This is a genomic window from Acidisphaera sp. L21 (assembly GCF_009765685.1).
Taxonomy (GTDB): Bacteria; Pseudomonadota; Alphaproteobacteria; order Acetobacterales; family Acetobacteraceae; genus LMUY01.
Genome location: NZ_LMUY01000032.1, coordinates 1 through 20,822, shown reverse-complemented (window position 1 = coordinate 20,822; position 20,822 = coordinate 1). Strand labels below are relative to the sequence as shown.

The window sequence follows — 20,822 nt, the reverse complement described above, 5'->3', positions numbered from 1 at the left end:
GGGTTGCCCGTCGCGGCGCGCCCGGTCAGAACCCGGGCATGTCGTCGCCCCCTTCCACCCGGCTTCACCCGCTGCACCGGCTGTGGCGCCTGCTGCCGCCCGACGCGCGCCGCAGCGTGTTGGCGCATGGCACCGCCTTGCTGGCCCCACGCCCGACCCAACCGCCACCGCCCGCAAAATCCGGCCTGATCGTCGCCGGCGAACTCGGCCGCGCCTCCGGCCTGGGGGAGGGTGCTCGCCTGATGCTGGCCGGGCTGGAAGAACTGGGCGTCCCCGGCTGGCCGTTGCGCGCCGGCCTCCGCCTACCCGGCGAAACCGAGGATATCGGCGTCACCGACGCCAGCACTCTCCCGCCCGGCGCCCCGCTGGTGCTGCACGTCAACGCCCCCCACGTCGCCGCCGCCCTGCTGCGCCTGCCGCGCGGCTTGCTGCGCGGCCGCCGGGTGATCGGCTGCTGGGCCTGGGAACTGCCCGTGCCGCCGCCCAACTGGGCAACCGGCGTGCGCTTCGTGCACGAGGTATGGGCGCCCTCCCGCTTCACCGCTGCCGCGCTGGAGCCGCTGATGCCCGGCCGCGTCCGCGTCGTCCCCTACTGCGTCGCGTCCCGCCCCCCGGTGCCCTCCGCGATGGACCGCCAGGCCTTCGGGCTGCCGGCGGAGGCCGTGGTCGCGCTGTGCTCGTTCAGCCTGGCCTCGTCATTCGAGCGGAAGAACCCCATCGCTGCGATCCAGGCCTTCCGCCAGGCCTTCGGCGATCGGCCGGACCGGGTGCTGCTCATGAAGATCGGCCACACCGGCCATTTCGGCTCGGACATGCAGCGCCTGCGCGATGCCGCCGGCGGTGCCGCGAACATCCGCTTCGAAACCCGCACCCTGTCCATCCCCGACAACCACGCGCTCACCGCCTGCGCCGACATCATCCTGTCCCTGCACCGCAGCGAAGGCTTCGGCCTGGTGCCGGCCGAGGGCATGCTGCTGGGCCGCGCCGTCATTGCCACCAACTGGTCCGGTAACACCGATTTTATGGACGAGGACACCGCGGCGCTGGTACCATACCGCCTGGTCCCCGCGGTGGACCCACGCGGCGTGTTCCAGGCACCCGGCGCCATGTGGGCCGACGCCGATATCGGCGCTGCCGTTGCCCATCTGCGACGCCTGGCCGACGACGCGCCTGCCCGCACGGCCCTAGGCGCCCGGGCGCAAGCGGCGGCACGGCAGCGTTTAGGCTCGGCCCCCCTGGCGGCGGCATTGCGAGACATCGGGCTGTGAGGCTGCTGGTGTGGCAATGGGGCCGCCGCGGCGCCGGCCCACGCTACGCGCTGGAACTCGCCCGGGCGCTGCGGTGCGTGCCCGGCGCGACGGTCTCGCTGTCGCTCTCCACCGGGGCGGAGATCATGCAGGCCGGCTTGCCCGACTGCGACCTGCCCGTGCAAACCTATGCGGGCCTCGCCGGCTGGGCGCGCCGCATGGTAAGCATCCCGGTTGACGCCCCAGCTCTGGCCCGTCGCCTGCGCCCGCTGCAACTGGATGGCGCGATCTGCGCCATGCCCGCGCCGCTGGATTTGCTGATGGCATCGGCACTGCGCCGCGTAGGCGTGCCCTACGTCGTGGCGGTGCATGACGCCACGCTGCATCCCGGCGACATCCTGCCCATGCAAGCCGTGCTGCAACGCCGCCTGCTGCGTCGCGCCGCGGCCTTGGTGGGACTCAGCGGCCACGTGGCCGACCAACTCGACAGTATCGCACCCGGGCGCCCGGTGTTTCGCGCGCGCCTTTCCCCGTTGGATTATGGCCGCCCAGCCGACCCACCCATGGCGCATGGCGGCACCCTGCGCCTGCTGAGCTTCGGGCGGCTGCTACCCTACAAAGGGCTAGACCTGCTGGCCGCGGCAATGTCGCTCATCCCGCCGGGCCAGGTCGAAATGCGCGTCGTCGGCACTGGACCCGAAAGCCCCGAACTCGACGCGCTGCGCCGCCTGCAAGGCGTCGCCGTCGAAAACCGCTGGGTGCCAGAGAACGAGGTCGGGGAATTACTCGCCTGGGCAGACGCCCTGGTGCTGTCCCACCGCGAGGCAAGCCAGAGCGGTGTTGCCGCAGCCGCGGTCGCCGCCGGCCGCTGGATCGTCTCGACCCGCGTCGGTGGCCTGGCCGAGCAATTGGCCAGATCACCCCAGGCCCGGCTCTGCGATCTGGATGCCGCCGACCTCGCCCGTGCGATCAACAGCCTGGTAACCAACCCCCCACCGCCAGGCGAGCCCCAGCCCGATCACGCCTGGCAAGCAAGCGTGACCGACCTCGCCGGGAAATTGCAGACACTATGGGGCGGACCTCTCCCCCGCCCCACAGATTAGGCTCAGCCGAACAGCTTGGCCGCCACCTGTGCGACGTGCGCACCCTGGAAGTGCGCGCCCGCCAACTCGTTCGCACTCGGCTTGCGCGAACCATCGCCGGCCGCGATCGTGGTGGCCCCATACGGGCTGCCGCCAGTCACCTCGTCCAGCTTCAACTGGCCTTGGAACGAGTAGGGCAGCCCTACGATCACCAGCCCGAAATGCAGCATGTTGGTGATCAGCGAGAACAGCGTCGTCTCCTGCCCACCATGCTGGCTGGCCGTCGAGGTGAACGCCGCGCCGACCTTGCCGTTCAGCGCGCCACGCGCCCACAGCCCGCCCGCCTGGTCCAGGAACGCCGCCATCTGCGACGGCATCCGCCCGAACCGGGTCGGCGCGCCGATGATGATGGCGTCATAGCCCTCCAACTCCGCAACGGTCGCAACCGGCGCCGCCTGGTCCAGCTTGAAGTGGCCGCCACGCGCGACCTCCTCTGGCACCGTCTCCGGCACGCGCTTGACGTCGACGGTGGCCCCCGCCTCACGCGCCCCGGCGGCGACGGACTCTGCCATCTGCTCGATATGCCCGTAGGTGGAATAATACAGCACTAGAACCTTAGCCATGAACTCTCTCCTGATAGGATGAAACTACGCGATGTCGACCAGAACGATCTCGGCATCGTCGATCGCCCGCACGCTGAGCGTCTCGACGTCACTGATCGCGACACCATCGCGGGCATCGGCGCGCACGCCATTCACCTCGATGCTGCCGGTGGCGGGAACCAGGTAGCCGTGCCGGCCGGCGCCCAGCGTGTAGCTCGCCATCTCCCCCGCCTTCAGCCGCGCGCCCGCCACCCGTGCATCGCTGCGGATCGGCAACGCGTCGGTATCGCCGGGCAGCCCGCTGGCCAGCGGCACGAACCGGCCGGACCGGTCATCCTTCGGGAACGGCTTGGCGCCCCACGCGGGCGCGCCGCCAGTCTCGTTCGGCATGATCCAGATCTGGAAAATCCGCGTCGTCTCACTCTCGCGGTTGTATTCCGCATGCGCGATCCCCGACCCGGCGGACATCACCTGCACGTCGCCCGCCTCGGTGCGGCCGCGATTGCCCTGGTTGTCCTCGTGGGTGATCGCGCCCTCGCGGACATAGGTGATGATCTCCATGTTCGCATGCGGGTGCGGCGGGAAGCCGCTGTTGGCCGCGATGGTATCGTCGTTCCACACCCGCAACGCGCCCCAACCTGTGCGCTTGGCATCGCGGTAACTGCCGAACGCAAAATGGTGCTTGGCATCCAACCAGCCGTGATTGGCGCCACCGAGGCCGGCAAACGGCCGAACTTCGATCATGGTCCTTACTCCTGACCGGCACACTGCTGGGTTGCCGGTGAGCGCAAGATGGCCCTTATCGATCAGCGAAGAAACGGCTACGATCGAAAACCATCGTTTCCAGAATCACTACAATGTCCCTGCCAGACTTCGAAGCTTGGGCTATCTTCGCCAAAGTCGCCGAACTCGGCTCCTTCTCCCGCGCCGCCGCCGAGCTGGCCCTGTCCAAAGCCACGATCTCCAAAGCGGTGACCCGGCTGGAGGCGCGTCTCGGCGCACCCCTATTCCACCGATCGTCCCGCCGCCTCTCCCTCACCGAGAGTGGTCGGGTGTCGCTCGACCGCGCCCAACGCATCCTGTCCGAAGGTGAGGCAGTCGAGGCCGAGGTTACGGAGCGCGTCGCCGAACCCCGCGGCCTGATTCGCCTGACCGCGCCCTTGTCCTTCGGCATCGCCAATCTAGGCGAGATCCTGCCGCAATTCCTCACCAAATACCCGCAGATCTCCCTGGATCTTCGGCTCACCGACCGCAAGATGGATTTGGTGGCCGAGGGGATCGACGTGGCCCTGCGGATCGGCGTGCTGGAGGATTCGTCCCTCCGCGCCCGCCAACTTTACCCGATCCGCCGCGTGCTGGTGGCGTCCCCCACCTTCATCGCCCAACACGGCATGCCCACCCATCCACGTGAGTTGGAGGCATTGCCCGCGCTGCTATTCACCCAAGTTGCCAACGCCGGCGCCTGGCAATTTCGCCATCCGATTGAGGGCGAGTTTGCCGTCCGAATGACCGGCCGCTTCTATCTGGACAATGGCGACGTTGCCCTGCCAGCGTTGGCGGCCGGAATCGCCCTCGCGATCATGCCGGAATTCCTGGTCTGGCAGCAGGTGCGCGACGGCCAATTGGTCGAGCTACTGCCCGGCTGGGAAATGGCCCCCACCGGCCTGCACGTCGTCACCCCGCCCGGCGCCGTGCGTCCGGCGCGCGTGGTGGCATTGATCGAAACCCTGGCCCAGCATTTCCGCCGCGCCCCCTGGGCCTACGGCGCGTCGCCGGGTTAGGCCCGCGCCGGCAAACTGGTAAACGCCTCCGCCAACACGTTCCAAAGCGGCTTGCGCTTCAGTGCCGCATCTAGGGGCAGGGGCCGCTGCGCCTGCTTGTCCTCGCGCGGCATCGCATCGTTCAGCCAGGTGCGCCGGTCCGACAGCCCCCAGCTCAAAACCCCCAGCACCGCCGGGCAATCCAGCACCACGTCCAGGAACGCCTTGCCATGGCTCGCCACCGCCGCATCCCGCGCCGCGGCATCGCCGGCAATCCGGTTGTCGCGCACATCGAACTCGGTGATGACGATCTTCAGCCCCAGCGCAGCGACGTCGGCGCAAAACTTCGCGAGCCGGTTCGGATCGAAATCGGTGACCCCCGCCTCCAGATGCGCCTGGATCCCCAGCGCCTGCACTGGCACGTTCTGCGCCTTCATCCGCGACAGTAGGGCCAGCATGTCCTGCCGCTTCTTCTCATGTTCGGGCCAGGTATACTCCAGTCCGAAATCGTTGATGCAGCGCAGGGGCAGGGGATCGGCCTCGGCGCAGGCGTGGAACGCCACGTCCAGCAGATCCGGCCCCATCGCCCGCGACCAGATCGTGTCGCGCAGCCCGAACGGCCGGTCGCTCTTCGGGTCCAGCACCTCGTTCACCACGTCCCAATGCACGACGCGGTTGCGGCAATGCGCCATCACGCCCTTGATGTGCGCCGTCAGCAATGTCTCGGCATTGGCGGAGGTGAGGTCCTTCACCAGCCAATCCGGATTATCCTCGTGCCACAGCAGCGTGTGCCCGCGCACCTGGATGCCGCGGCGGCCGGCAAACTCCATCAGCGCGTCGGCCGGCTTCCAGTCCCATTTATCGGCCTTGGGCCGCAGCACGCCCCATTTGAACGCGCGCTCGGCCGTCACCACGCCGCATTCGGCGCGCACGCTGTTCATGTAGGGGCGGTCGGTGGCCAGGATACGGCTGTCGATGGCGGCGCCGAAAAATCGGTTGCCCCCCATCGCTAACGCATTCAGCCCCGGTTCCGGCTTGGGGGCTGGCGTCGCAGCAGGCTTAAGCCCCGCCTTCGGGGCCGGCCCAGCCGCTGCAATCATCGCCGCCGACCCAGCCAGGATCGCACGGCGACCGATCGGCAAAACATCTTGGGGCAAGGCCATCGGTTCAATTCCTCCGCTGACCCGCCCCGATTTGGTTAGGTCAGGCTGCGAGCGCTTCCGGCTCTGCCACCGGCAGACGGGCGCGGATCAGCTTCTCGATACCACGCAGATGCGCCCGCTCGGTAGCGTCGCAAAAGCTGATGGCCATGCCAGAAGCCCCGGCGCGCGCCGTGCGGCCGATGCGGTGCACGTAGCTCTCCGGAATGTTAGGCAGGTCGAAGTTAATGACGTGTGTCACGCCATCGACGTCGATGCCCCGGGCGGCGATATCGGTCGCGATCAGCACGCGCACGCTGCCGTTCTTGAACGCGGCCAAGGCACGCTCTCGCTGGCCCTGGCTCTTGTTGCCATGGATGGCGGCCGCCGGCTGGCCGGATGCCTCCAGATGCTGCACGACCTTGTCGGCACCATGCTTGGTGCGCGTGAAGACCAACGTGCGGCCCATGTCCTTGCGCTTCAGGATGGACGACAGCAGCGCCCGCTTGCGGGCGGCCTCCACGAACACCACGGCCTGTTCCACCCGGTCGGCGGTCTGCGCCACTGGCGTCACGGCGACATGCACCGGGCTGCGCAGCAGGGCGGCGGCCAGGCTCTCGATCTCCTTCGGCATGGTGGCCGAGAAGAACAGCGTCTGACGCTCCTTCGGGATGTAGGACACGATCTTCTTGATCGGCACGATGAACCCGAGGTCCAGCATGTGGTCGGCCTCGTCCAGCACCAGGAACTCGACCGTGCCGAGATTCACGGCGCGGTCGTTCAAATGGTCCAGCAGGCGACCCGGCGTGCAAACCAGCACGTCGACGCCATTGTCCATGGCCCGAGCCTGACGCGGCTTCGGCACGCCACCGAACATCAGCGCCACGCGGATCGGCGACCCGGCGGCATACGAACGGAAGCTATCGGCGATTTGGCTGGCCAGTTCGCGGGTCGGCGCCATCACGAGGCAGCGCGTGCCCTTCTTGCCCGGGTGCTTACGCTCGGACAGCAGGCGATGCAGGATCGGCAGAGCAAAGGCGGCGGTCTTGCCGGTGCCGGTCTGGGCGATGCCCTGAACGTCGTGGCCCGCCATGATGTGCGGAATCGCCTGCTCCTGGATCGGAGTCGGCGTCGTGTAACCAGCGGTGGTCAGCGCGCCAAGCAGGGGCGCGGCGAGGCCGAGGTCTTGAAAGGATGTCATTGAAGACTTTCGTGAAGCGGACGCGCCATCGCAGGAGTGCTCGGGAGCGTCAATCGCGATCTACAGGACCACGAACCGGCGCTAGACACTGAGTGGATTAAGGCTGCGTTCGGAAACGGCAGGGCTCGATCTTCGAGGTGCGCAACCGGGCCTATAAGCGTGCAGCGCAGCAAAGTCAACAAAATACCAGCCTTGCAGCACGCGCCTTGACGCAACACGCCACGCTAGCCGAGAAGCCGAACGTGGAAAGCGTCATCCTGGCCGAAGATTTTGCCGGCATGCGGTCCCAGGTTCTCGGCCTGGCCGAAGCCGCCGGGTTGCACCCCAGAATGCTCCCGCTGCAGCCGCGCCTGCCCTGGTGGTGGATGCCAGGCAAGTTCTGGCCGTCCCCCCTGCGCGCCGTGCGGCTCAAAACCCCTCCCGAACCCCTCGCGATCGGCTGCGGCGGCAAGGCGGCTCCCGTGCTGAAGGCGCTCCGCCGCCGTGGCAAGCTGACCGTGCAGATCCAGCATCCCCGCATGGACATCCGCCATTTCGACCAAGTGGTGGTGAACCGGCATGACGAACTGACCGGCCCCAACGTCATCGTCACCCGCACCGCCCTGCACCGCGCCACGCCCGAGCGGCTGGAAGCCGCCCGCCTGCAATGGACCGACCGCCTGGCGCACCTGCCGCGCCCGCTTGTGGCGGTGCTGGTCGGCGGCAGCAACGGCCGCTTTCGCCTCGAAGCAGGGGAGGGGGCCGCCCTCGCCAAGACCCTGGCCACCATGATGACCGCCGACCATGTCGGGTTGATCCTCACACCCTCCCGCCGCACCGGGCCCTTGGTGCAGCAGGCTCTGCGTGACGCACTCATCCCACTCGGCGCCCAGGTCTGGGATGGGCAGGGGGAAAACCCCTATTTCGGCATGCTCGCCTGCGCCGACGCGATCATCGTCACGGCCGACAGCGTGTCCATGGTGTCCGAAGCCGTCGCGACCTCCGTCCCGGTCCTACTAGCCGAACTGCCCGGCCGCTCCCGCCGCATCGGCGCCTTTACCGATGGCCTGCGCCAGGACGGTCGCGTGCGCACTTTCGCCGGCCGATTGGAGCTGTGGCCGACATCGCCGCTGGACGATACGCAGGCGGCAGCCGATATCCTTCGCCAACGCTTGGGATTCTGACGAACATGCTGGACATCCGGACCTTCGACGCGCGGCAGGGCGGCAACGTACTCTACAAGGCGTTCGCCCACCCGCTCGCCGCCGAGGCGATCGCCCGCCTGGCCGCCGGCCTCACCGGCCCACTCGCCGTCTACGACCCCGATGGCGTGGCCGACGCCCTGTTCGCCCTGCATCCGGAAATGCCGGCCCCGGCCGAGGTCTTCGTCCACGACACCCAGCAAATCGGCCAGCCCCGCGCCGGCCGCAGCGCCCAGCCGCTGACCGATCTGCGCCAATCCCGGGCCGGCACCCTGCTGGTCGCCAGCTTCGACGCCCACAAGCTGCGCGATCGCATCCGCCCCCTGCTGCCGCCCGGCATGGAAATCGTGACGTTGGACGAGGCCAGGCTGCCCGCCGCGATGCTCACCAACCCGCGCAAATACCTCGACACCCTCAACTTCGCGACGAACTACGCCTTCTTCCGCGACGCCGCCGGCCTCTCCACCCGGCTGGTCACCGCCAATTACTGGGCCGGCTACGGCGCCAAATCCGTCCGCCTCTGGCTGCGCCTGTTCGCCGAATCCGGCGCCGTGCTGGCGGAGTGGGAGCAGGATTTGCCCCCCGGCGTCGGCGGCGTCTCCATCGACAGCGCCGAAATCCGCGCCCGTTTCGGCCTGCCCGAATTCCGCGGCCAATTGTTCATTCATGCCATCGGCGTCGCCGGGCACGACGTGGTAAAATACGCGCTGGACACCTACGGCACCGGCCCCGAACCCAGCCTGTCCTGCACCCACGACGCCAACGCCTGGCCCTCCGACCGCTACGCCGGCCTGCCCGCCCCGCGTGAGGGCGAGCGTGTCATCCTTTGGGTCCAAAACAGCCACGCCGCGCCTATCCCCGCCGGCACCCTGTCGCTGGACCGCATGGGCGCCGAACAGCCAATCACGCTGGACCGCGATATCGCCCCCTTCGCGACCGTGGCATTGGACGTGGCCGATCTGCTCCCCGGCCTCCAATGGCCCGCCCAGATCGAATTCCGCTCCGGCCGCCACATGGTCCGCCCCCGCTACGAAGTCGTGCAGAACGGCCGCACCCGCATCGCCCACGTCAATGTGGAACGCGCCGATTTGCGCCCCGACCCCGGCATCCCCGCCCTCTCCAACCTGCTCGGCCGCGGCTATCTGCTGCCCTTTCCTGTTCTCCCGCCCGACCAATTCTCCACCGTCGTGCAGCCGACCCCGATGGCCGAAACCCAGGCCGACCTCCCCATCCGGATCGACGTCTTCGCCGCCGATGGCCGCCTGGTCGCCGAACGCTTCCTCGGCCGCCTCCCGCGCAACCACGACCTGGCCCTCGACCTCGCCGATCTTGGCGCCGAGGGCGGCCACGCCGAATTGGTCTATGATTTCCGCGACGGCGGCGGCGCCGATGGCTGGCTGCATTGCCTCGCCCGCTACGAGCACCGCCGCAGCGGCCATGCCGCCGAAACCAGCTTCGGCGCCCACATCTTCAACACGCTCATGACCTACAAGGGCGAACCGCAATCCTATAACGGCCCTCCGCCCGGCCTTTCCACCCGCCTGTTCCTGAAACTGGGGGAGGGCGCCCATCGCTCCTTCGCCCACCTCATCTACCCAGCCTCCGCCGAGTGGCACCCGACCTCCACCACCCAACTCATCCTGCACGATGCCGACGGCGCCGTGTTGGCCGAGCGCCCATTGGCCATCGCCTGCTCCGGCTCCGCCATGGTCTGGCCGGACGAGGTCTTTGGCGAGGATCTGATCCGCCGCGCCGGCCCCCGCGGCCACGTCATGGTCGACGACCGCACCTGCCGCCTGTTCGGCTATCATGGCCTCATGGACGACCGCGGCGGCTTCTCCCTGGACCACATGTTCGGCTTCTGACACCCCTGGCATGGTCTCGGCGCAGGCCGCATAGTCGGGGCATCGTTGCCGAGCGGGAAGCAATCGCGCCGGGGAGGAGACCACTCGTGAGCCCATACGACCTGCCGAAGAACGCGGCCAATCACGTGCCGCTCTCGCCGATCTCGTTCCTCATCCGCGCCGCCGCCGTGCATCCGGACCGGCTGGCGGTGGTGCACGGGGCGCACCGGGCGACCTGGCGGCAAACCGCGGAACGCTGCCGGCGCCTCGCCTCCGCCCTGGCGCAACGCGGCATCGGCAAGGGCGACACGGTGGCCGTCATGGCGCCCAACACCCCGCCCACGCTGGAGGCGCATTTCGCCGTGCCGATGCTGGGCGCCGTGCTGAACGCGCTCAACATCCGCCTCGACGCCGAAACCATCGCCTACATCCTCGGCCACGGCGAAGCCCGCGTGCTCATCACCGACCGCGAATTCGCCCCCACCATCGCCGCCGCGCTTGCGTTGCTGCCAGCCCATGCACGGCCCCTGGTGATCGACATCGACGACCCCCTCGCACCGCCCGGCGACCTCCTGGGCGACATCGAATACGAGGCGTTCCTCGCCAGCGGCGACCCGCATTTCCCGATGACCCTGCCTGGCGATGAGTGGGACGCGATCGCGCTGAACTACACCTCCGGCACCACGGGCCGGCCGAAGGGCGTCATTACCCATCACCGCGGCGCCTACCTGAACGCTCTCGGCAATCTGCTCACCTGGGCCGCGCCGCATTTCCTGGTCTACCTCTGGACGTTGCCGATGTTCCACTGCAACGGCTGGTGCTTCCCCTGGGCCATCACCGCCCACGCCGGCACCCATGTGTGCCTACGCCGGGCCGACGCCGCCTCCATCCTGCATGCACTCGATGCGGAGGGTATCACCCACATGTGCGGCGCGCCGATCATCATGGGCATGATCGTCAACGCACCCGGCGTGCAGCCGCGTCCGACCCAAGTGCACATCATGACCGCCGGCGCCGCCCCGCCCGCCGCCATCATCGAGGGCATGGAGAAGCTCAACTTCGCCGTCACCCACGTCTATGGGCTGACCGAATGCTACGGCCCCAACACCGTCTGCGAATGGCACACTGAATGGGACGCCCTCCCCGCCGCCGAACAAGCGACGCTGAAGGCCCGGCAAGGTGTCCCCTACGTCGTGCAGGAGGCGCTGATGGTCGCCGACCCCACCAGCATGGTGCCGGTGCCGAAGGATGGCGCCACGATGGGCGAGCTGATGATGCGCGGCAACGTGCTGATGAAGGGCTACCTGAAGGACGACAAGGCCACCGCTGCCGCGTTCGAGGGCGGCTGGTTCCACACCGGTGACCTCGGTGTCTGGCACAATGACGGCTACGCCGAAATCCGCGACCGCGCCAAGGACATCATCATCAGCGGTGGCGAGAACATCTCCACCATCGAAGTGGAAAGCGTCCTCTATCGCCACCCCGCAGTGCTGGAAGCCGCCGTCGTCGCCCGCCCGGATGTGAAATGGGGTGAAACCCCCTGCGCCTTCGTCACGCTGAAACCCGGCATCGACGCCACGGAGGCGGACATCATCGCGTTCTGCCGCCAGCACATGGCCCACTACAAGGCGCCGCGCACGGTGGTGTTCGGACCTTTGCCGAAGACCTCCACCGGGAAGATGCAGAAATTCCTGCTACGCGACCGCGCGCGCGTTTTGGCGTAGGTCACACAAAGCGGCTTAAGGGGCAGGGCATGTCGAACGCGGACCAGATCACCCAGGTTGCCGTCGTCACCGGCGGCGCGCGTGGCATCGGCCTCGCCGTCGGTCAGTGGTTTCTGGCCCACGGCTACAACATCGCCCTGCTCGACATCGACCAAACCACTCTCGCCGCGACCGAGGCGACGTTCGACCAACCCGACCGCGTGCTTGCCGTGCCCTGCGACGTGTCCAAGCCGGACCAGGTGGCGGACGCCGCCGCCGCCGTCATGGCGAAGTGGGGCCGGGTCGACGCCCTGGTGAACAACGCTGGCGTCGCCGTGTTCAAGCCCGCGCTCGAAACCACCTTCGAGGAATGGTCCCACGTCCTCGGCACCAACCTCGGCGGCGCCTTCCTGTGTTCCCAAGCCTTCGGTGCGATCATGAAGGCGCAGACCAGCGGCGCGATCGTCAACATCGCCTCCATCTCCGGCCTGCGCGCCAGCACCCTGCGGGTCGCCTACGGCACCAGCAAGGCCGCCATCATCCACCTGACCAAGCAATACGCCGTCGAACTCGGCAATTTCGGCGTGCGCGTGAATGCCGTCTGCCCCGGCCCGGTCGAAACCGAAATGGCCAAGCTGGTCCACAGCGTCGCCATCCGCACCGATTATTACGACGCCATTCCCCTCGGCCGCTACGGCACGACGGAGGAGATGGCCAACCTCGTCGGCTTCTTGTGCAGCAAGGAGGGCAGCTATCTGAACGGCCAGGCCCTAGCCAATGACGGCGGATTCGAAGCAACCGGCGTGGGGTTGCCGACCTTCCGCCGCATCTCCGGCATCAACCACGTCGGCGACGACCCGCACTAGCTGTCGGAACGTCGCTATCAACCCGGCGTTGGATCGGGCATGACCCGTTCCATTCTCCTCGCGGCCCTGCTCGCCCTCGCTGCCTGTGGCGCCATCAAACCCGCCACGCCAGGTCACGAGCCTCCCTCGGCCAGCAACTACAACCCCGTCAGCGGCACCACATCCACCGGACGCTGATCAGCCCATCGCGGCGATGAAGGCCTTCACCCCGGCGGCCGGCCCATCCTGGTGCTCCCACACCGCGGCGGACACGGCCAGGAAGTCCGCTCCGGCTTCCACCAATGGGCCGCAATTGAGTGGCGTGATGCCGCCGATCGCGACGCAAGGGATTTCCATCAGCTCGGACCACCAGGTCAGCAGCTCGATCTCCGCCATGGCCGGCGGTTCTTTCGTGGTGCTGGGGAAGAACGCGCCGAACGCCACGTAATCGGCGCCCTGTTCGCCCGCCATCATCGCCAGGTCGCGGCTGCCGTGGCAGGTGACGCCCAGCATCGACTTGCCAAGCACCCGGCGCGCCTCGGCGGTCGGCATGTCCTCCTGCCCGACATGCGCGCCATCGCACCCGCTGCGCACCGCCAGTTCGGGATTGTCATTCAATAGAAATGCGACGTCCCGGTCCTGCGCGATGGGCCGCAGGATGTCGATCGCACGCAGCAGGTCGTCCTCCGACCAGTTCTTCAGCCGCAACTGCACGGCCGCCACCGGGCCGGCATCCAGCGCCCCGGCCAGGATGTCGCGAAACCGCGCCGGGGCCAGGGTGGGCGGCGTCACCAGATACAGCTGGCAGCCACCATTATCGCTCAACGGATACTCGGATCGGGTTGTTCATCTGCGCGGATTACCCGACCGGTCCGGTGCTGTCACCCTCCAGCCAGGCGCGCAGCCGGCGTTGGGCGCCGGGTTTGCCCAGGTCCAATGCAGGCGGGCGGTCGGCCAGCAGTCTCGCCCCGGCCGCGGCGGCGCGGGCAGCGACCAGGCCCCAGGCGGGCACCGCCGGGTCCAGCAGCACCAGGCGGCAGCCGGCGCGCAACGCCTCCATCGCGCGCCCTGGCGCGTCCCCGCAATCCAGTATGTCCGGATTCTCCCCCGCGCCCAACGCCATCAGCGCCCGCCACCAGCCGCACCCGGCATAGGTCGCGGCCCCCGCGCCCGACAGCAATGTCACCGGCAAACCCGGCTCGATTGCTTGCTTCAGGTGCGATAGACCATGCACGACCACGGCCGGGGGGCGCTTCATGCTTGACGTTCAAGCGGTCCGGGGCTTCATGGTCAAACAAAACGAAGCTTCGGAGACGGAATTACATGGCCGACGGAGATGCGAACGAGGCTGACGCGCTAGCCCGGCTGGAGGCTGCGTTGGACCGAATCGCACAACACAATCAACGGACAATCTCCGCTCCAGAAGCCACTCCCGGGGTCGACATCGCAGCAATCGCGTCGCGACTCGACAATCTGATCGGGCAATTACGCGACGCTCTTGAAGTCGAGGCCTGACCGATGGCGCAATTAACCGTCAAAATTAACGGCTACGCCTACAACGTCGGCTGTGAAGACGGGCAGGAGGCGCATCTCATGGAGATGGCCAACCAGGTCGAACAGCGAATCGACAGCATCAAGGCCCTCGGCGGCCAAAGCGGAGAGTCGCGTCTGCTGCTGCTCGCGGCCCTGCTGATGGCCGACGAACTGCACGACACCGCGATCGAACTGGCCAGCCTACGCCAGCCCGGCGCCACGCCCCCGCCGCCGCCCGCCACTTCCGCGCCCGAAACGGCGGAGCGTACCGATGCACGCACCCGTAATCGTATCGCCAAGCTCGCGCGCAAGGCGGAAGACATTGCAGCTAGCATCGATCAGCCCTAGATAGATCGGGCGGGGCTGCTGGGTTCGTCAGGTCGTTCATCCGCCGGGCCGATAAGCATTCTCCTCGGGGACTGGCGCTGTCATGATCCTGGTCATGGTATCTGGTTCCCACCTGCACTGGCAGGCTCGGGAGGATGACATATTCCAACGGCCACGGTGGCTCCGCAACTTCCTTCCATGATGCCGCTCGATGGCCGCAAGCGGGCGGTGCGGGCGGCTGCGCGCCTCGTGCTGCAGGGTTGTGACCCGGCCGCCGGTACCGTCGTCTGCCAACGAGTGCTGGCAAGCGGCCTGATCCAGCCCGGCATGGTCGTCGCGGGCTTCCTCCCGCTCGGCCACGAAGTCGACATCGCGCCGCTTCTGCGCGCATTGCGGGACGCCGGGCACATCGTCGGCCTGCCGCGCACCCCACCACGGGGCCAACCGCTCACCTTCCATCGCTGGGGCCACGACGACCCGCTACGGCCGGAGCGATTCGGCACACAGACGTCCGACGGACCCGAAATCGCCCCCGATCTGCTACTGGTGTCGATGCTTGCCTTCGACCGGTGCTGCCACCGGCTCGGCTATGGCGGCGGCTACTACGACCGCACCCTGGCGGCGCGACCCGGCATCCGCGCCATCGGCTGCGCCCACGCCGCGCAGGAGCGCGATGACATCCCGACCGGCCCCACCGACCTGCCGCTCGGCTGGATCGCGACCGAGCGCGAACTCATCGCCGCCGCCCAGCCCCGCGCCGTCACGCTTCCCACCTAGAACAACTCCTGCCAGCATTCGCCGATGCGAATTCTTTTTCTAGGTGACACCGTCGGCCGCAGCGGCCGGGAGGGCGCGGCAGCCGCTCTGCCGGGCCTGCGCCAATCCCTGCGAATCGATCTGGCTATCGTAAATGCGGAAAATGCGAGCCACGGCTTCGGCCTCGCGCCGGACATGGCGAACGCCCTGTTTGCGGCCGGCGCGGATGTGATTACGCTCGGCAACCACGCGTGGGACCGCAAGGAGATCATTCCCTACATGGCGCAGCAGCCCAAGCTGATCCGCCCGCTGAACTTCCCGCCGGGCACGCCCGGCGCGGGCGCGGTGGTAGTGGAGGTGCCCGGCAATCGCCGCGCTCTGGTGATGAACGCGATGGGCCGCCTGTTCATGGATCCTTTGGATTGCCCGTTTCGCGGCACCAGCGACATCCTGGCCCGCTACCGCATGGGCGTGAACGTCCACGCCATCGTGGTCGATTTCCATGCCGAGGCAACCAGCGAGAAGCTCGGTTACGCCCATAGCTTCGACGGCCAGGTCTCGCTCGTGGTCGGCACCCATACCCATGTGCCCACCGCGGATCACCAGATCCTGGCCGGCGGCACCGCGTTCCAATCCGATGCCGGCATGTGCGGCGACTACGACAGCGTCATCGGCATGGCGAAGGAGGGCGCCGCCGCCCGCTTCATCCGCAAGGTGCCTGGCGAACGGCTAGCCCCCGCCGAGGGCCCCGCCACGATGTGCGGCCTGTTCGTCGAAACCGACGATGCGACGGGGTTGGCGCTGCGCGTCGAACCCATCCGCACCGGCGGACGTTTGTCTCAGATCATGCCGACGGTGGCGCCAGCGTGATGTAGCGCGATGAGGTCGATGAGGGGAGGGTGGTATGAACCCGGCAGTGCAGGTGATGTGGGCTTGCCTACTCAGTTTCGCGGTAGTCGTGTTCGTCTTGGCGCGGGAACTTTGGCTCGGTCGTCGTCCCCGGGGCGATACCGACGAAGGCCCCCGCCGCACCCCGGACCCAGCGCCCCGCCCCCTGCCACCCTGCCTTGTTCCCAACGAACAATGGCGGGCACCCCCAGCCCGAACCCGGGAACTTGCATGAATCGTGTAGCGCTTCTTCTTGCCATGGCCGCGGCCACCCTGCTGGCCGCCTGCGGGCCGCAGCCGGTGGCCCGCATCCCGTCCTCGGGCGTCACCGCCGGCGCTGGCGGGGGCGAGCGAACCCTGCGCAATGCGCCGGCCGGCACCGGCACCTGCCCAACCCGGGCCAGCTGCGCTTTTTAGCCGGCGCAATTCGGCAATTGGCGGGCAACGGCTTGGGCTGATAGAACCCCGAACCCAGGCAACAGCACCCGAGATATCAGGCCCATGGCCGGCCATTCACATTCCAAGAACATCATGCACCGCAAGGGCGCGCAGGACGCCCGCAAGGCGCGCCAGTTCGCCAAGATCATCCGCGAGATCACCGTCTCCGCCAAGCTCGGCCTGCCCGACCCGGCGGCCAATCCGCGCCTGCGCGCCGCCGTGGTGGCCGCCCGGGTGATGAACATGCCGAAGGACACGATCGACCGCGCCATCCGCAAGGCGACCGATGCCGGCACCGGCGACGACTACGTGGAGGTCCGCTACGAGGGCTACGGCCCTGGCGGCGTCGCCGTGATCGTTGAAGCGCTGACCGACAACCGCAACCGCACCGCCTCCGACCTGCGCACCGCCTTCAACAAGAACGGCGGCACGATGGGGGAGAGCAACTCCGTCGCCTTCCAGTTCAACCGTGTCGGCGCCATCGCTTACCCCGCCAAGGCCGCCGATGCCGACGCCATGATGGAGGGCGCCATCGAGGCCGGGGCCGAGGACGTGGAGAGCGACGAGGAAGGCCACGAGATCATCTGCGGCATCGGCGATTTGTTCGCCGTGCGCGACGCGCTGGAGGCCCGCTTCGGCCCGCCCGAGAGCGCCAAGCTCGACTGGCGCCCCAGCGTCACCGTCACCGTGGACGACGCGGAGCGTGCCGCCGCCCTGGTGAAGCTGCTGGACGCGCTGGAGGATAATGACGACGTGCAGGCCGTCACCTCCAACGCCGAGATCCCGGACGAGATCATGGAGCGCCTGGCGGCCTGATGGTCCGCCTCATGGGGATCGACCCGGGCCTGCGCTTTACCGGATGGGGCGTGATCGCGGTGGATGGCAACCGCCTGATGCACATCGGCGACGGCGTCATCGCCACCGACGCCGAGATGGGTGTGCCGCTGCGGCTGAAGGCGATCCATGACGGCCTGACCGCCCTGTTCGCCGAATACCAGCCGGACGAGGCCGCGGTGGAAGAAACCTACGTCAACCGCAACGGCGCCGCGACGCTGAAGCTCGGCTACGCCCGCGGCGTGGCCTTGCTCGCCCCGGCGCTGGTCGGCATCCCCGTGCTGGAATACGGCGCCAAGACGGTGAAATCCGCCGTGGTCGGCACCGGCGGCGCCACGAAGGACCAGGTCGAGATGATGGTCCGCCGCCTGCTGCCCGGCGCCACCATCCGCCGCGCCGACGCGTCCGATGCACTGGCGGTGGCGATCTGCCACGCCCACCATCGCTCCAGCCGCCTCCGCGTCGCCGGCGGGATGGTGATGGCATGATCGCGCAACTCACTGGCCTGGTCGGCGGCGTGGAGGAGGGGCGCTGCATAATCGACGTGGCCGGCGTCGGCTACCTGGTTCACGCCTCCACCCGCACGCTGTCTTCGCTGCCGATGCCCCCGTCGGTCGCCCGTGTGCTGGTGGAAACCCAGGTGCGGGAGGACGCCATCACCCTGTATGGCTTCGCCGAGCAATCCGAGCGCGACTGGTTCCGGCTGCTCACCACGGTGCAGGGCGTCGGCGCGAAGGTGGCGCTGGGCCTGCTTTCCGCCCTGTCCCCGCGCGACCTGGTGAACGCCATCGCTGCCGGCGACCGCGCCAGCCTCACCCGCGCCCCCGGCGTCGGCGCCAAGCTGGCGGCGCGATTGCTGCTGGAACTGGCGACCAAGGCCGGCGCCATGCCCACCGGAATCATGCTGCCCGGCGCCCCCGCGCCCCAGGGTATCGAGGCGGACGCAATCTCCGCCCTCGCCAACCTCGGCTATCGCCGCATGGAGGCCCATCCCGTCGTGACCCGCGTGCGCGATCGCCTGGGCGAGGATGCGCGGCTGGATGCGGTGATCCGTGAGAGCCTCAAAGAACTTGCCCAATGAGCGACAAACCCGGCAGCGACCGCCCGCTTTCCCCCGCCCGCGCGGTGGAGGACGCCGCCGAAGCCTCCCTACGTCCGCAAGTTCTCGCCGAGTTCATTGGCCAGAAGGCCAGCCGAGAGAACCTGCGTGTCTTCATCCACGCCGCAAAGGGGCGGGCGGAGGCGATGGATCACGTATTGCTGCACGGCCCACCAGGCCTGGGCAAAACCACCCTGGCGCAGATCGTGGCGCGCGAATTGGGCGTGGGCTTCCGCGCCACCTCCGGCCCGGTCATCCAGCGCGCCGGTGACCTCGCCGCGATCCTCACCAACCTGCAACCCCGCGACGTGCTGTTCATCGACGAGATCCACCGCCTTCAACCTGCCATCGAAGAGGTCCTCTACCCGGCGATGGAGGACTTCCAGCTCGACCTCATCATCGGCGAGGGGCCGGCCGCCCGTTCGGTGCGGATCGACCTGGCGCCGTTCACCCTGGTCGGCGCCACCACCCGCGCCGGACTGCTGGCGACTCCGCTGCGCGACCGGTTCGGCATCCCCCTGCGCCTGGTGCTGTACACCGCCGAGGAACTGGAACTGATTGTCACCCGCGGCGCGGAAAAGCTCGGCGTGGAACTGACGAAGGCCGGCGCCTCCGAAATCGCCCGGCGTTCCCGCGGCACCCCGCGCATCGCCGGGCGCCTGCTACGGCGGGTGCGCGACTTCGCCGCCGTCGCCGGGCAAAGCCCGGTTGATCGTGCCGAGGCCGACTCGGCGCTGACCCGGCTGGAGGTCGACAAACTCGGCCTGGACGCGATGGACCGCCGCTACCTCCGCCGCATCGCCGAACACCATCATGGCGGCCCCGTCGGCGTCGAAACCCTGGCCGCCGCACTGAACGAGGCGCGCGACACGCTGGAAGACGTGATCGAACCGTTCCTCATCCAGGAGGGCCTGGTCCTGCGCACCAGCCGCGGCCGCATGCTGGGCGAACCCGGCTGGCGCCACATCGGCCTGGTCCCGCCCGCGCCGTCCGCCCCGTTGCTCGATCTTTTGGGGCCGGATGCGTGATCCGCCACCGACTCGATATCCGCGTGTATTTCGAAGACACGGATGCAGGTGGCGTCGTGTATCACGCGCGGTATCTGGCCTTCGCGGAGCGGGCTCGGACCGAGTTCTTGCGTGACTATGGTGTGCCGCATGAACAAATGGTGCGCGAAGAAGGTCTGATCTTCGTGGTGCGACGCGTTAAAATGGACTATCTGCGCCCCGCGCGGCTGGACGACCTCGTCACCGTCACGACCGAACCGACCGAACTCGGCGCCGCCACGGCGTCGTTGCGGCAGGAATTCGCGGTCGGCGACCTGGCGGTGGCGCGGCTGGACGTGCAGTTGGCGTGCGTGCGGGGGGCGGATGGCCGGCCCTCGCGGATACCGGTTCGGTGGCGTACGGCGTTGGAGGAGATGCGGAGTGGGTGATACGACGACTGCAGCAGCGGCAGCATTGCCCCCAGGGGGCGACCTGTCGATCCTGACGCTGTTCCTTCAGGCCGATATCGTCGTGAAAATCGTCATGCTGCTCCTGCTGCTGGCCAGCGTGTGGGTGTGGGCGATCATCTTTGAAAAAGTCACCTCCATCCGTCGCGCCAACCGCCAGGCCGATGCGTTCGAGGACCGGTTCTGGTCCGGCGGCAGCCTGGACGAGTTGTATGAGCAGGAGGGTGCCAAGCCCGTCCACCCCGTGGCAGCCGTGTTCGGCGCCGCGATGGGCGAATGGCGCCGCTCCTCCCGCGTTGCCGGCGCCGATCTGGTGCGTGGCGGCGTGCGCGACCGTGTCGACCGCGCCATGACCGTCACCGTCGGCCGCGAGTTGGAGCGGATGGAGCGTTGGATGATCTTCCTCGCCTCCGTCGGGTCGACCGCGCCGTTCATCGGGCTGTTCGGCACGGTGTGGGGCATCATGCACTCCTTCTCCGCCATCGCCGCCAGCAAGAACACCAGCCTGTCGGTGGTCGCACCCGGCATCGCCGAAGCCTTGTTCGCCACCGCGATCGGCCTGGTCGCGGCTATTCCGGCGGTGCTGGCCTACAACAAGATCAGCACCGACCTGTCCCGTTTCGCCGCGCGTATGGAAGGCTTCGGCACCGAGTTCGGCGCCATCCTGTCCCGCCAGTCCGAGGAGCGAGCCTAGGCCATGGCGGTGCAACTCGGCGGCAACGGGCGTGGACGCGGGCGCTATCGTGCCATGGCCGAAATCAACGTCACCCCGCTGGTGGACGTCATGCTGGTGCTGCTGGTGATCTTCATGATCACCGCACCGCTGATGACATCCAGCGTCAACGTGGATCTGCCCAAGGCCAGCGCCACGCCCATCACGCCCGATAAAG

25 protein-coding genes and 1 other RNA gene are annotated in these 20,822 nt (G+C 68.3%); 20 read left to right on the top strand and 6 right to left on the bottom strand.

The annotated features are described in order from the left end of the window. Nucleotides 1-38: 38 nt before the first annotated feature. Both GSQ76_RS07785 and GSQ76_RS07780 read left to right on the top strand, forming a co-directional pair. Complete coding sequence (locus GSQ76_RS07785) at nt 39-1,268, top strand: glycosyltransferase family 4 protein (RefSeq protein WP_158743345.1); 1,230 nt, start codon at nt 39-41, stop codon at nt 1,266-1,268. Beyond that, a complete protein-coding gene (locus GSQ76_RS07780; protein ID WP_254070295.1) occupies nt 1,265-2,350 on the top strand; it encodes a glycosyltransferase in 1,086 nt (361 codons plus the stop codon). The genes GSQ76_RS07785 and GSQ76_RS07780 overlap by 4 nt, the downstream gene beginning before the upstream one ends. Before the next feature lie 2 nt (nt 2,351-2,352). On the opposite strand, the gene wrbA is transcribed toward GSQ76_RS07780, so the two are convergent. Next, entirely contained in the window at nt 2,353-2,952 is a 600-nt protein-coding gene (gene wrbA / locus GSQ76_RS07775; protein WP_158743344.1) for an NAD(P)H:quinone oxidoreductase, read from the bottom strand. Nucleotides 2,953-2,976: 24 nt separating this feature from the next. Continuing rightward, a complete protein-coding gene (locus tag GSQ76_RS07770) occupies nt 2,977-3,675 on the bottom strand; it encodes a pirin family protein (RefSeq protein ID WP_158743343.1) in 699 nt (232 codons plus the stop codon). Nucleotides 3,676-3,788: 113 nt separating this feature from the next. Here GSQ76_RS07770 and GSQ76_RS07765 point away from each other — a divergent pair, with 113 nt between their 5' ends. Next, nucleotides 3,789-4,712 (top strand): LysR family transcriptional regulator, encoded by a 924-nt coding sequence (locus GSQ76_RS07765; RefSeq protein ID WP_158743342.1) that lies wholly within the window; start codon nt 3,789-3,791, stop codon nt 4,710-4,712. On the opposite strand, the gene GSQ76_RS07760 is transcribed toward GSQ76_RS07765, so the two are convergent. Together GSQ76_RS07760 and GSQ76_RS07755 are read right to left on the bottom strand one after the other, a co-directional pair. Next, nucleotides 4,709-5,854 carry an endo-1,4-beta-xylanase gene (locus tag GSQ76_RS07760; protein ID WP_158743341.1) on the bottom strand — a complete coding sequence of 382 codons (1,146 nt, stop codon included), beginning with the start codon at nt 5,852-5,854 and terminating at the stop codon, nt 4,709-4,711. The genes GSQ76_RS07765 and GSQ76_RS07760 overlap by 4 nt on opposite strands. Before the next feature lie 40 nt (nt 5,855-5,894). After that, the gene (locus GSQ76_RS07755; RefSeq protein ID WP_158743340.1) at nt 5,895-7,031 is read right to left on the bottom strand and encodes a DEAD/DEAH box helicase; all 1,137 of its coding nucleotides are present in this window, start codon (nt 7,029-7,031) and stop codon (nt 5,895-5,897) included. 278 nt (nt 7,032-7,309) lie between these two features. Here GSQ76_RS07755 and GSQ76_RS07750 point away from each other — a divergent pair, with 278 nt between their 5' ends. The 5 genes from GSQ76_RS07750 to GSQ76_RS07730 all read left to right on the top strand — a co-directional run bounded on the left by GSQ76_RS07750 (nt 7,310) and on the right by GSQ76_RS07730 (nt 12,802). Then, the gene (locus tag GSQ76_RS07750; protein ID WP_158743455.1) at nt 7,310-8,194 is read left to right on the top strand and encodes a mitochondrial fission ELM1 family protein; all 885 of its coding nucleotides are present in this window, start codon (nt 7,310-7,312) and stop codon (nt 8,192-8,194) included. Between the two features lie 5 nt (nt 8,195-8,199). Beyond that, nucleotides 8,200-10,077, top strand: coding sequence for a hypothetical protein (locus GSQ76_RS07745; RefSeq protein ID WP_158743339.1), 1,878 nt, complete (start codon nt 8,200-8,202; stop codon nt 10,075-10,077). An 86-nt stretch (nt 10,078-10,163) separates the two neighbouring features. Beyond that, nucleotides 10,164-11,780 (top strand): acyl-CoA synthetase, encoded by a 1,617-nt coding sequence (locus tag GSQ76_RS07740; RefSeq protein WP_158743338.1) that lies wholly within the window; start codon nt 10,164-10,166, stop codon nt 11,778-11,780. Between the two features lie 29 nt (nt 11,781-11,809). After that, on the top strand, nt 11,810-12,625 hold the full coding sequence (locus GSQ76_RS07735; protein WP_158743337.1) for an SDR family NAD(P)-dependent oxidoreductase: 816 nt from the start codon (nt 11,810-11,812) through the stop codon (nt 12,623-12,625). Between the two features lie 39 nt (nt 12,626-12,664). After that, nucleotides 12,665-12,802: a hypothetical protein gene (locus GSQ76_RS07730; RefSeq protein WP_158743336.1), complete on the top strand. Its 138-nt coding sequence runs from the start codon at nt 12,665-12,667 to the stop codon at nt 12,800-12,802. Here the strand turns inward: GSQ76_RS07730 and thiE are convergent, their stop codons facing one another. Then, nucleotides 12,803-13,429 carry a thiamine phosphate synthase gene (gene thiE, locus GSQ76_RS07725; RefSeq protein ID WP_158743335.1) on the bottom strand — a complete coding sequence of 209 codons (627 nt, stop codon included), beginning with the start codon at nt 13,427-13,429 and terminating at the stop codon, nt 12,803-12,805. It lies immediately after the preceding gene. A gap of 34 nt (nt 13,430-13,463) precedes the next feature. Then, complete coding sequence (locus GSQ76_RS07720; protein WP_216850953.1) at nt 13,464-13,862, bottom strand: hypothetical protein; 399 nt, start codon at nt 13,860-13,862, stop codon at nt 13,464-13,466. Nucleotides 13,863-14,122: 260 nt separating this feature from the next. On the opposite strand from GSQ76_RS07720, the gene GSQ76_RS07715 reads away from it, so the two are divergent. The 12 genes from GSQ76_RS07715 to GSQ76_RS07660 form a co-directional block, all read left to right on the top strand. After that, on the top strand, nt 14,123-14,485 hold the full coding sequence (locus tag GSQ76_RS07715; protein ID WP_158743334.1) for a cell division protein ZapA: 363 nt from the start codon (nt 14,123-14,125) through the stop codon (nt 14,483-14,485). Between the two features lie 9 nt (nt 14,486-14,494). Next, nucleotides 14,495-14,652: non-coding RNA, 6S RNA (ssrS, locus tag GSQ76_RS07710), on the top strand. 10 nt (nt 14,653-14,662) lie between these two features. Then, nucleotides 14,663-15,241 carry a 5-formyltetrahydrofolate cyclo-ligase gene (locus tag GSQ76_RS07705; RefSeq protein WP_158743333.1) on the top strand — a complete coding sequence of 193 codons (579 nt, stop codon included), beginning with the start codon at nt 14,663-14,665 and terminating at the stop codon, nt 15,239-15,241. A gap of 24 nt (nt 15,242-15,265) precedes the next feature. Then, nucleotides 15,266-16,090: a TIGR00282 family metallophosphoesterase gene (locus GSQ76_RS07700; protein ID WP_158743332.1), complete on the top strand. Its 825-nt coding sequence runs from the start codon at nt 15,266-15,268 to the stop codon at nt 16,088-16,090. 249 nt (nt 16,091-16,339) lie between these two features. After that, entirely contained in the window at nt 16,340-16,525 is a 186-nt protein-coding gene (locus GSQ76_RS07695) for a hypothetical protein (protein WP_158743331.1), read from the top strand. Nucleotides 16,526-16,609: 84 nt separating this feature from the next. Continuing rightward, a complete protein-coding gene (locus GSQ76_RS07690) occupies nt 16,610-17,362 on the top strand; it encodes a YebC/PmpR family DNA-binding transcriptional regulator (RefSeq protein ID WP_158743330.1) in 753 nt (250 codons plus the stop codon). After that, nucleotides 17,362-17,868, top strand: a complete 507-nt coding sequence (gene ruvC / locus GSQ76_RS07685; RefSeq protein ID WP_158743329.1) for a crossover junction endodeoxyribonuclease RuvC — start codon at nt 17,362-17,364, stop codon at nt 17,866-17,868. Before GSQ76_RS07690 ends, ruvC begins: the two co-directional genes overlap by 1 nt. After that, entirely contained in the window at nt 17,865-18,461 is a 597-nt protein-coding gene (ruvA, locus tag GSQ76_RS07680) for a Holliday junction branch migration protein RuvA (RefSeq protein WP_158743328.1), read from the top strand. The genes ruvC and ruvA overlap by 4 nt, the downstream gene beginning before the upstream one ends. After that, complete coding sequence (ruvB, locus tag GSQ76_RS07675; protein WP_158743327.1) at nt 18,458-19,507, top strand: Holliday junction branch migration DNA helicase RuvB; 1,050 nt, start codon at nt 18,458-18,460, stop codon at nt 19,505-19,507. The genes ruvA and ruvB overlap by 4 nt, the downstream gene beginning before the upstream one ends. Then, entirely contained in the window at nt 19,504-19,914 is a 411-nt protein-coding gene (gene ybgC, locus GSQ76_RS07670) for a tol-pal system-associated acyl-CoA thioesterase (protein WP_174247306.1), read from the top strand. Before ruvB ends, ybgC begins: the two co-directional genes overlap by 4 nt. Continuing rightward, nucleotides 19,907-20,626: a protein TolQ gene (gene tolQ / locus GSQ76_RS07665; protein ID WP_254070294.1), complete on the top strand. Its 720-nt coding sequence runs from the start codon at nt 19,907-19,909 to the stop codon at nt 20,624-20,626. The genes ybgC and tolQ overlap by 8 nt, the downstream gene beginning before the upstream one ends. A gap of 3 nt (nt 20,627-20,629) precedes the next feature. Next, the coding region (locus tag GSQ76_RS07660; protein WP_174247305.1) for a biopolymer transporter ExbD at nt 20,630-20,822 on the top strand (193 nt) is incomplete at its 3' end.

Excerpts from the sequence above, each read along its gene's own strand:
- ruvC (WP_158743329.1), top strand. The coding sequence starts at position 17,362 with ATGGTCCGCCTCATGGGGATCGACCCGGGCCTGCGCTTTACCGGATGG.
- GSQ76_RS07700 (WP_158743332.1), top strand. The coding sequence starts at position 15,266 with ATGCGAATTCTTTTTCTAGGTGACACCGTCGGCCGCAGCGGCCGGGAG.
- ruvA (WP_158743328.1), top strand. The coding sequence starts at position 17,865 with ATGATCGCGCAACTCACTGGCCTGGTCGGCGGCGTGGAGGAGGGGCGC.
- GSQ76_RS07730 (WP_158743336.1), top strand. The coding sequence starts at position 12,665 with ATGACCCGTTCCATTCTCCTCGCGGCCCTGCTCGCCCTCGCTGCCTGT.
- GSQ76_RS07720 (WP_216850953.1), bottom strand. The coding sequence starts at position 13,862 with ATGAAGCGCCCCCCGGCCGTGGTCGTGCATGGTCTATCGCACCTGAAG.
- GSQ76_RS07770 (WP_158743343.1), bottom strand. The coding sequence starts at position 3,675 with ATGATCGAAGTTCGGCCGTTTGCCGGCCTCGGTGGCGCCAATCACGGC.
- GSQ76_RS07705 (WP_158743333.1), top strand. The coding sequence starts at position 14,663 with ATGATGCCGCTCGATGGCCGCAAGCGGGCGGTGCGGGCGGCTGCGCGC.
- GSQ76_RS07785 (WP_158743345.1), top strand. The coding sequence starts at position 39 with ATGTCGTCGCCCCCTTCCACCCGGCTTCACCCGCTGCACCGGCTGTGG.
- GSQ76_RS07750 (WP_158743455.1), top strand. The coding sequence starts at position 7,310 with ATGCGGTCCCAGGTTCTCGGCCTGGCCGAAGCCGCCGGGTTGCACCCC.
- GSQ76_RS07745 (WP_158743339.1), top strand. The coding sequence starts at position 8,200 with ATGCTGGACATCCGGACCTTCGACGCGCGGCAGGGCGGCAACGTACTC.
- wrbA (WP_158743344.1), bottom strand. The coding sequence starts at position 2,952 with ATGGCTAAGGTTCTAGTGCTGTATTATTCCACCTACGGGCATATCGAG.
- GSQ76_RS07715 (WP_158743334.1), top strand. The coding sequence starts at position 14,123 with ATGGCGCAATTAACCGTCAAAATTAACGGCTACGCCTACAACGTCGGC.
- GSQ76_RS07690 (WP_158743330.1), top strand. The coding sequence starts at position 16,610 with ATGGCCGGCCATTCACATTCCAAGAACATCATGCACCGCAAGGGCGCG.
- GSQ76_RS07760 (WP_158743341.1), bottom strand. The coding sequence starts at position 5,854 with ATGGCCTTGCCCCAAGATGTTTTGCCGATCGGTCGCCGTGCGATCCTG.
- ruvB (WP_158743327.1), top strand. The coding sequence starts at position 18,458 with ATGAGCGACAAACCCGGCAGCGACCGCCCGCTTTCCCCCGCCCGCGCG.
- GSQ76_RS07765 (WP_158743342.1), top strand. The coding sequence starts at position 3,789 with ATGTCCCTGCCAGACTTCGAAGCTTGGGCTATCTTCGCCAAAGTCGCC.
- GSQ76_RS07735 (WP_158743337.1), top strand. The coding sequence starts at position 11,810 with ATGTCGAACGCGGACCAGATCACCCAGGTTGCCGTCGTCACCGGCGGC.
- GSQ76_RS07755 (WP_158743340.1), bottom strand. The coding sequence starts at position 7,031 with ATGACATCCTTTCAAGACCTCGGCCTCGCCGCGCCCCTGCTTGGCGCG.
- GSQ76_RS07695 (WP_158743331.1), top strand. The coding sequence starts at position 16,340 with ATGAATCGTGTAGCGCTTCTTCTTGCCATGGCCGCGGCCACCCTGCTG.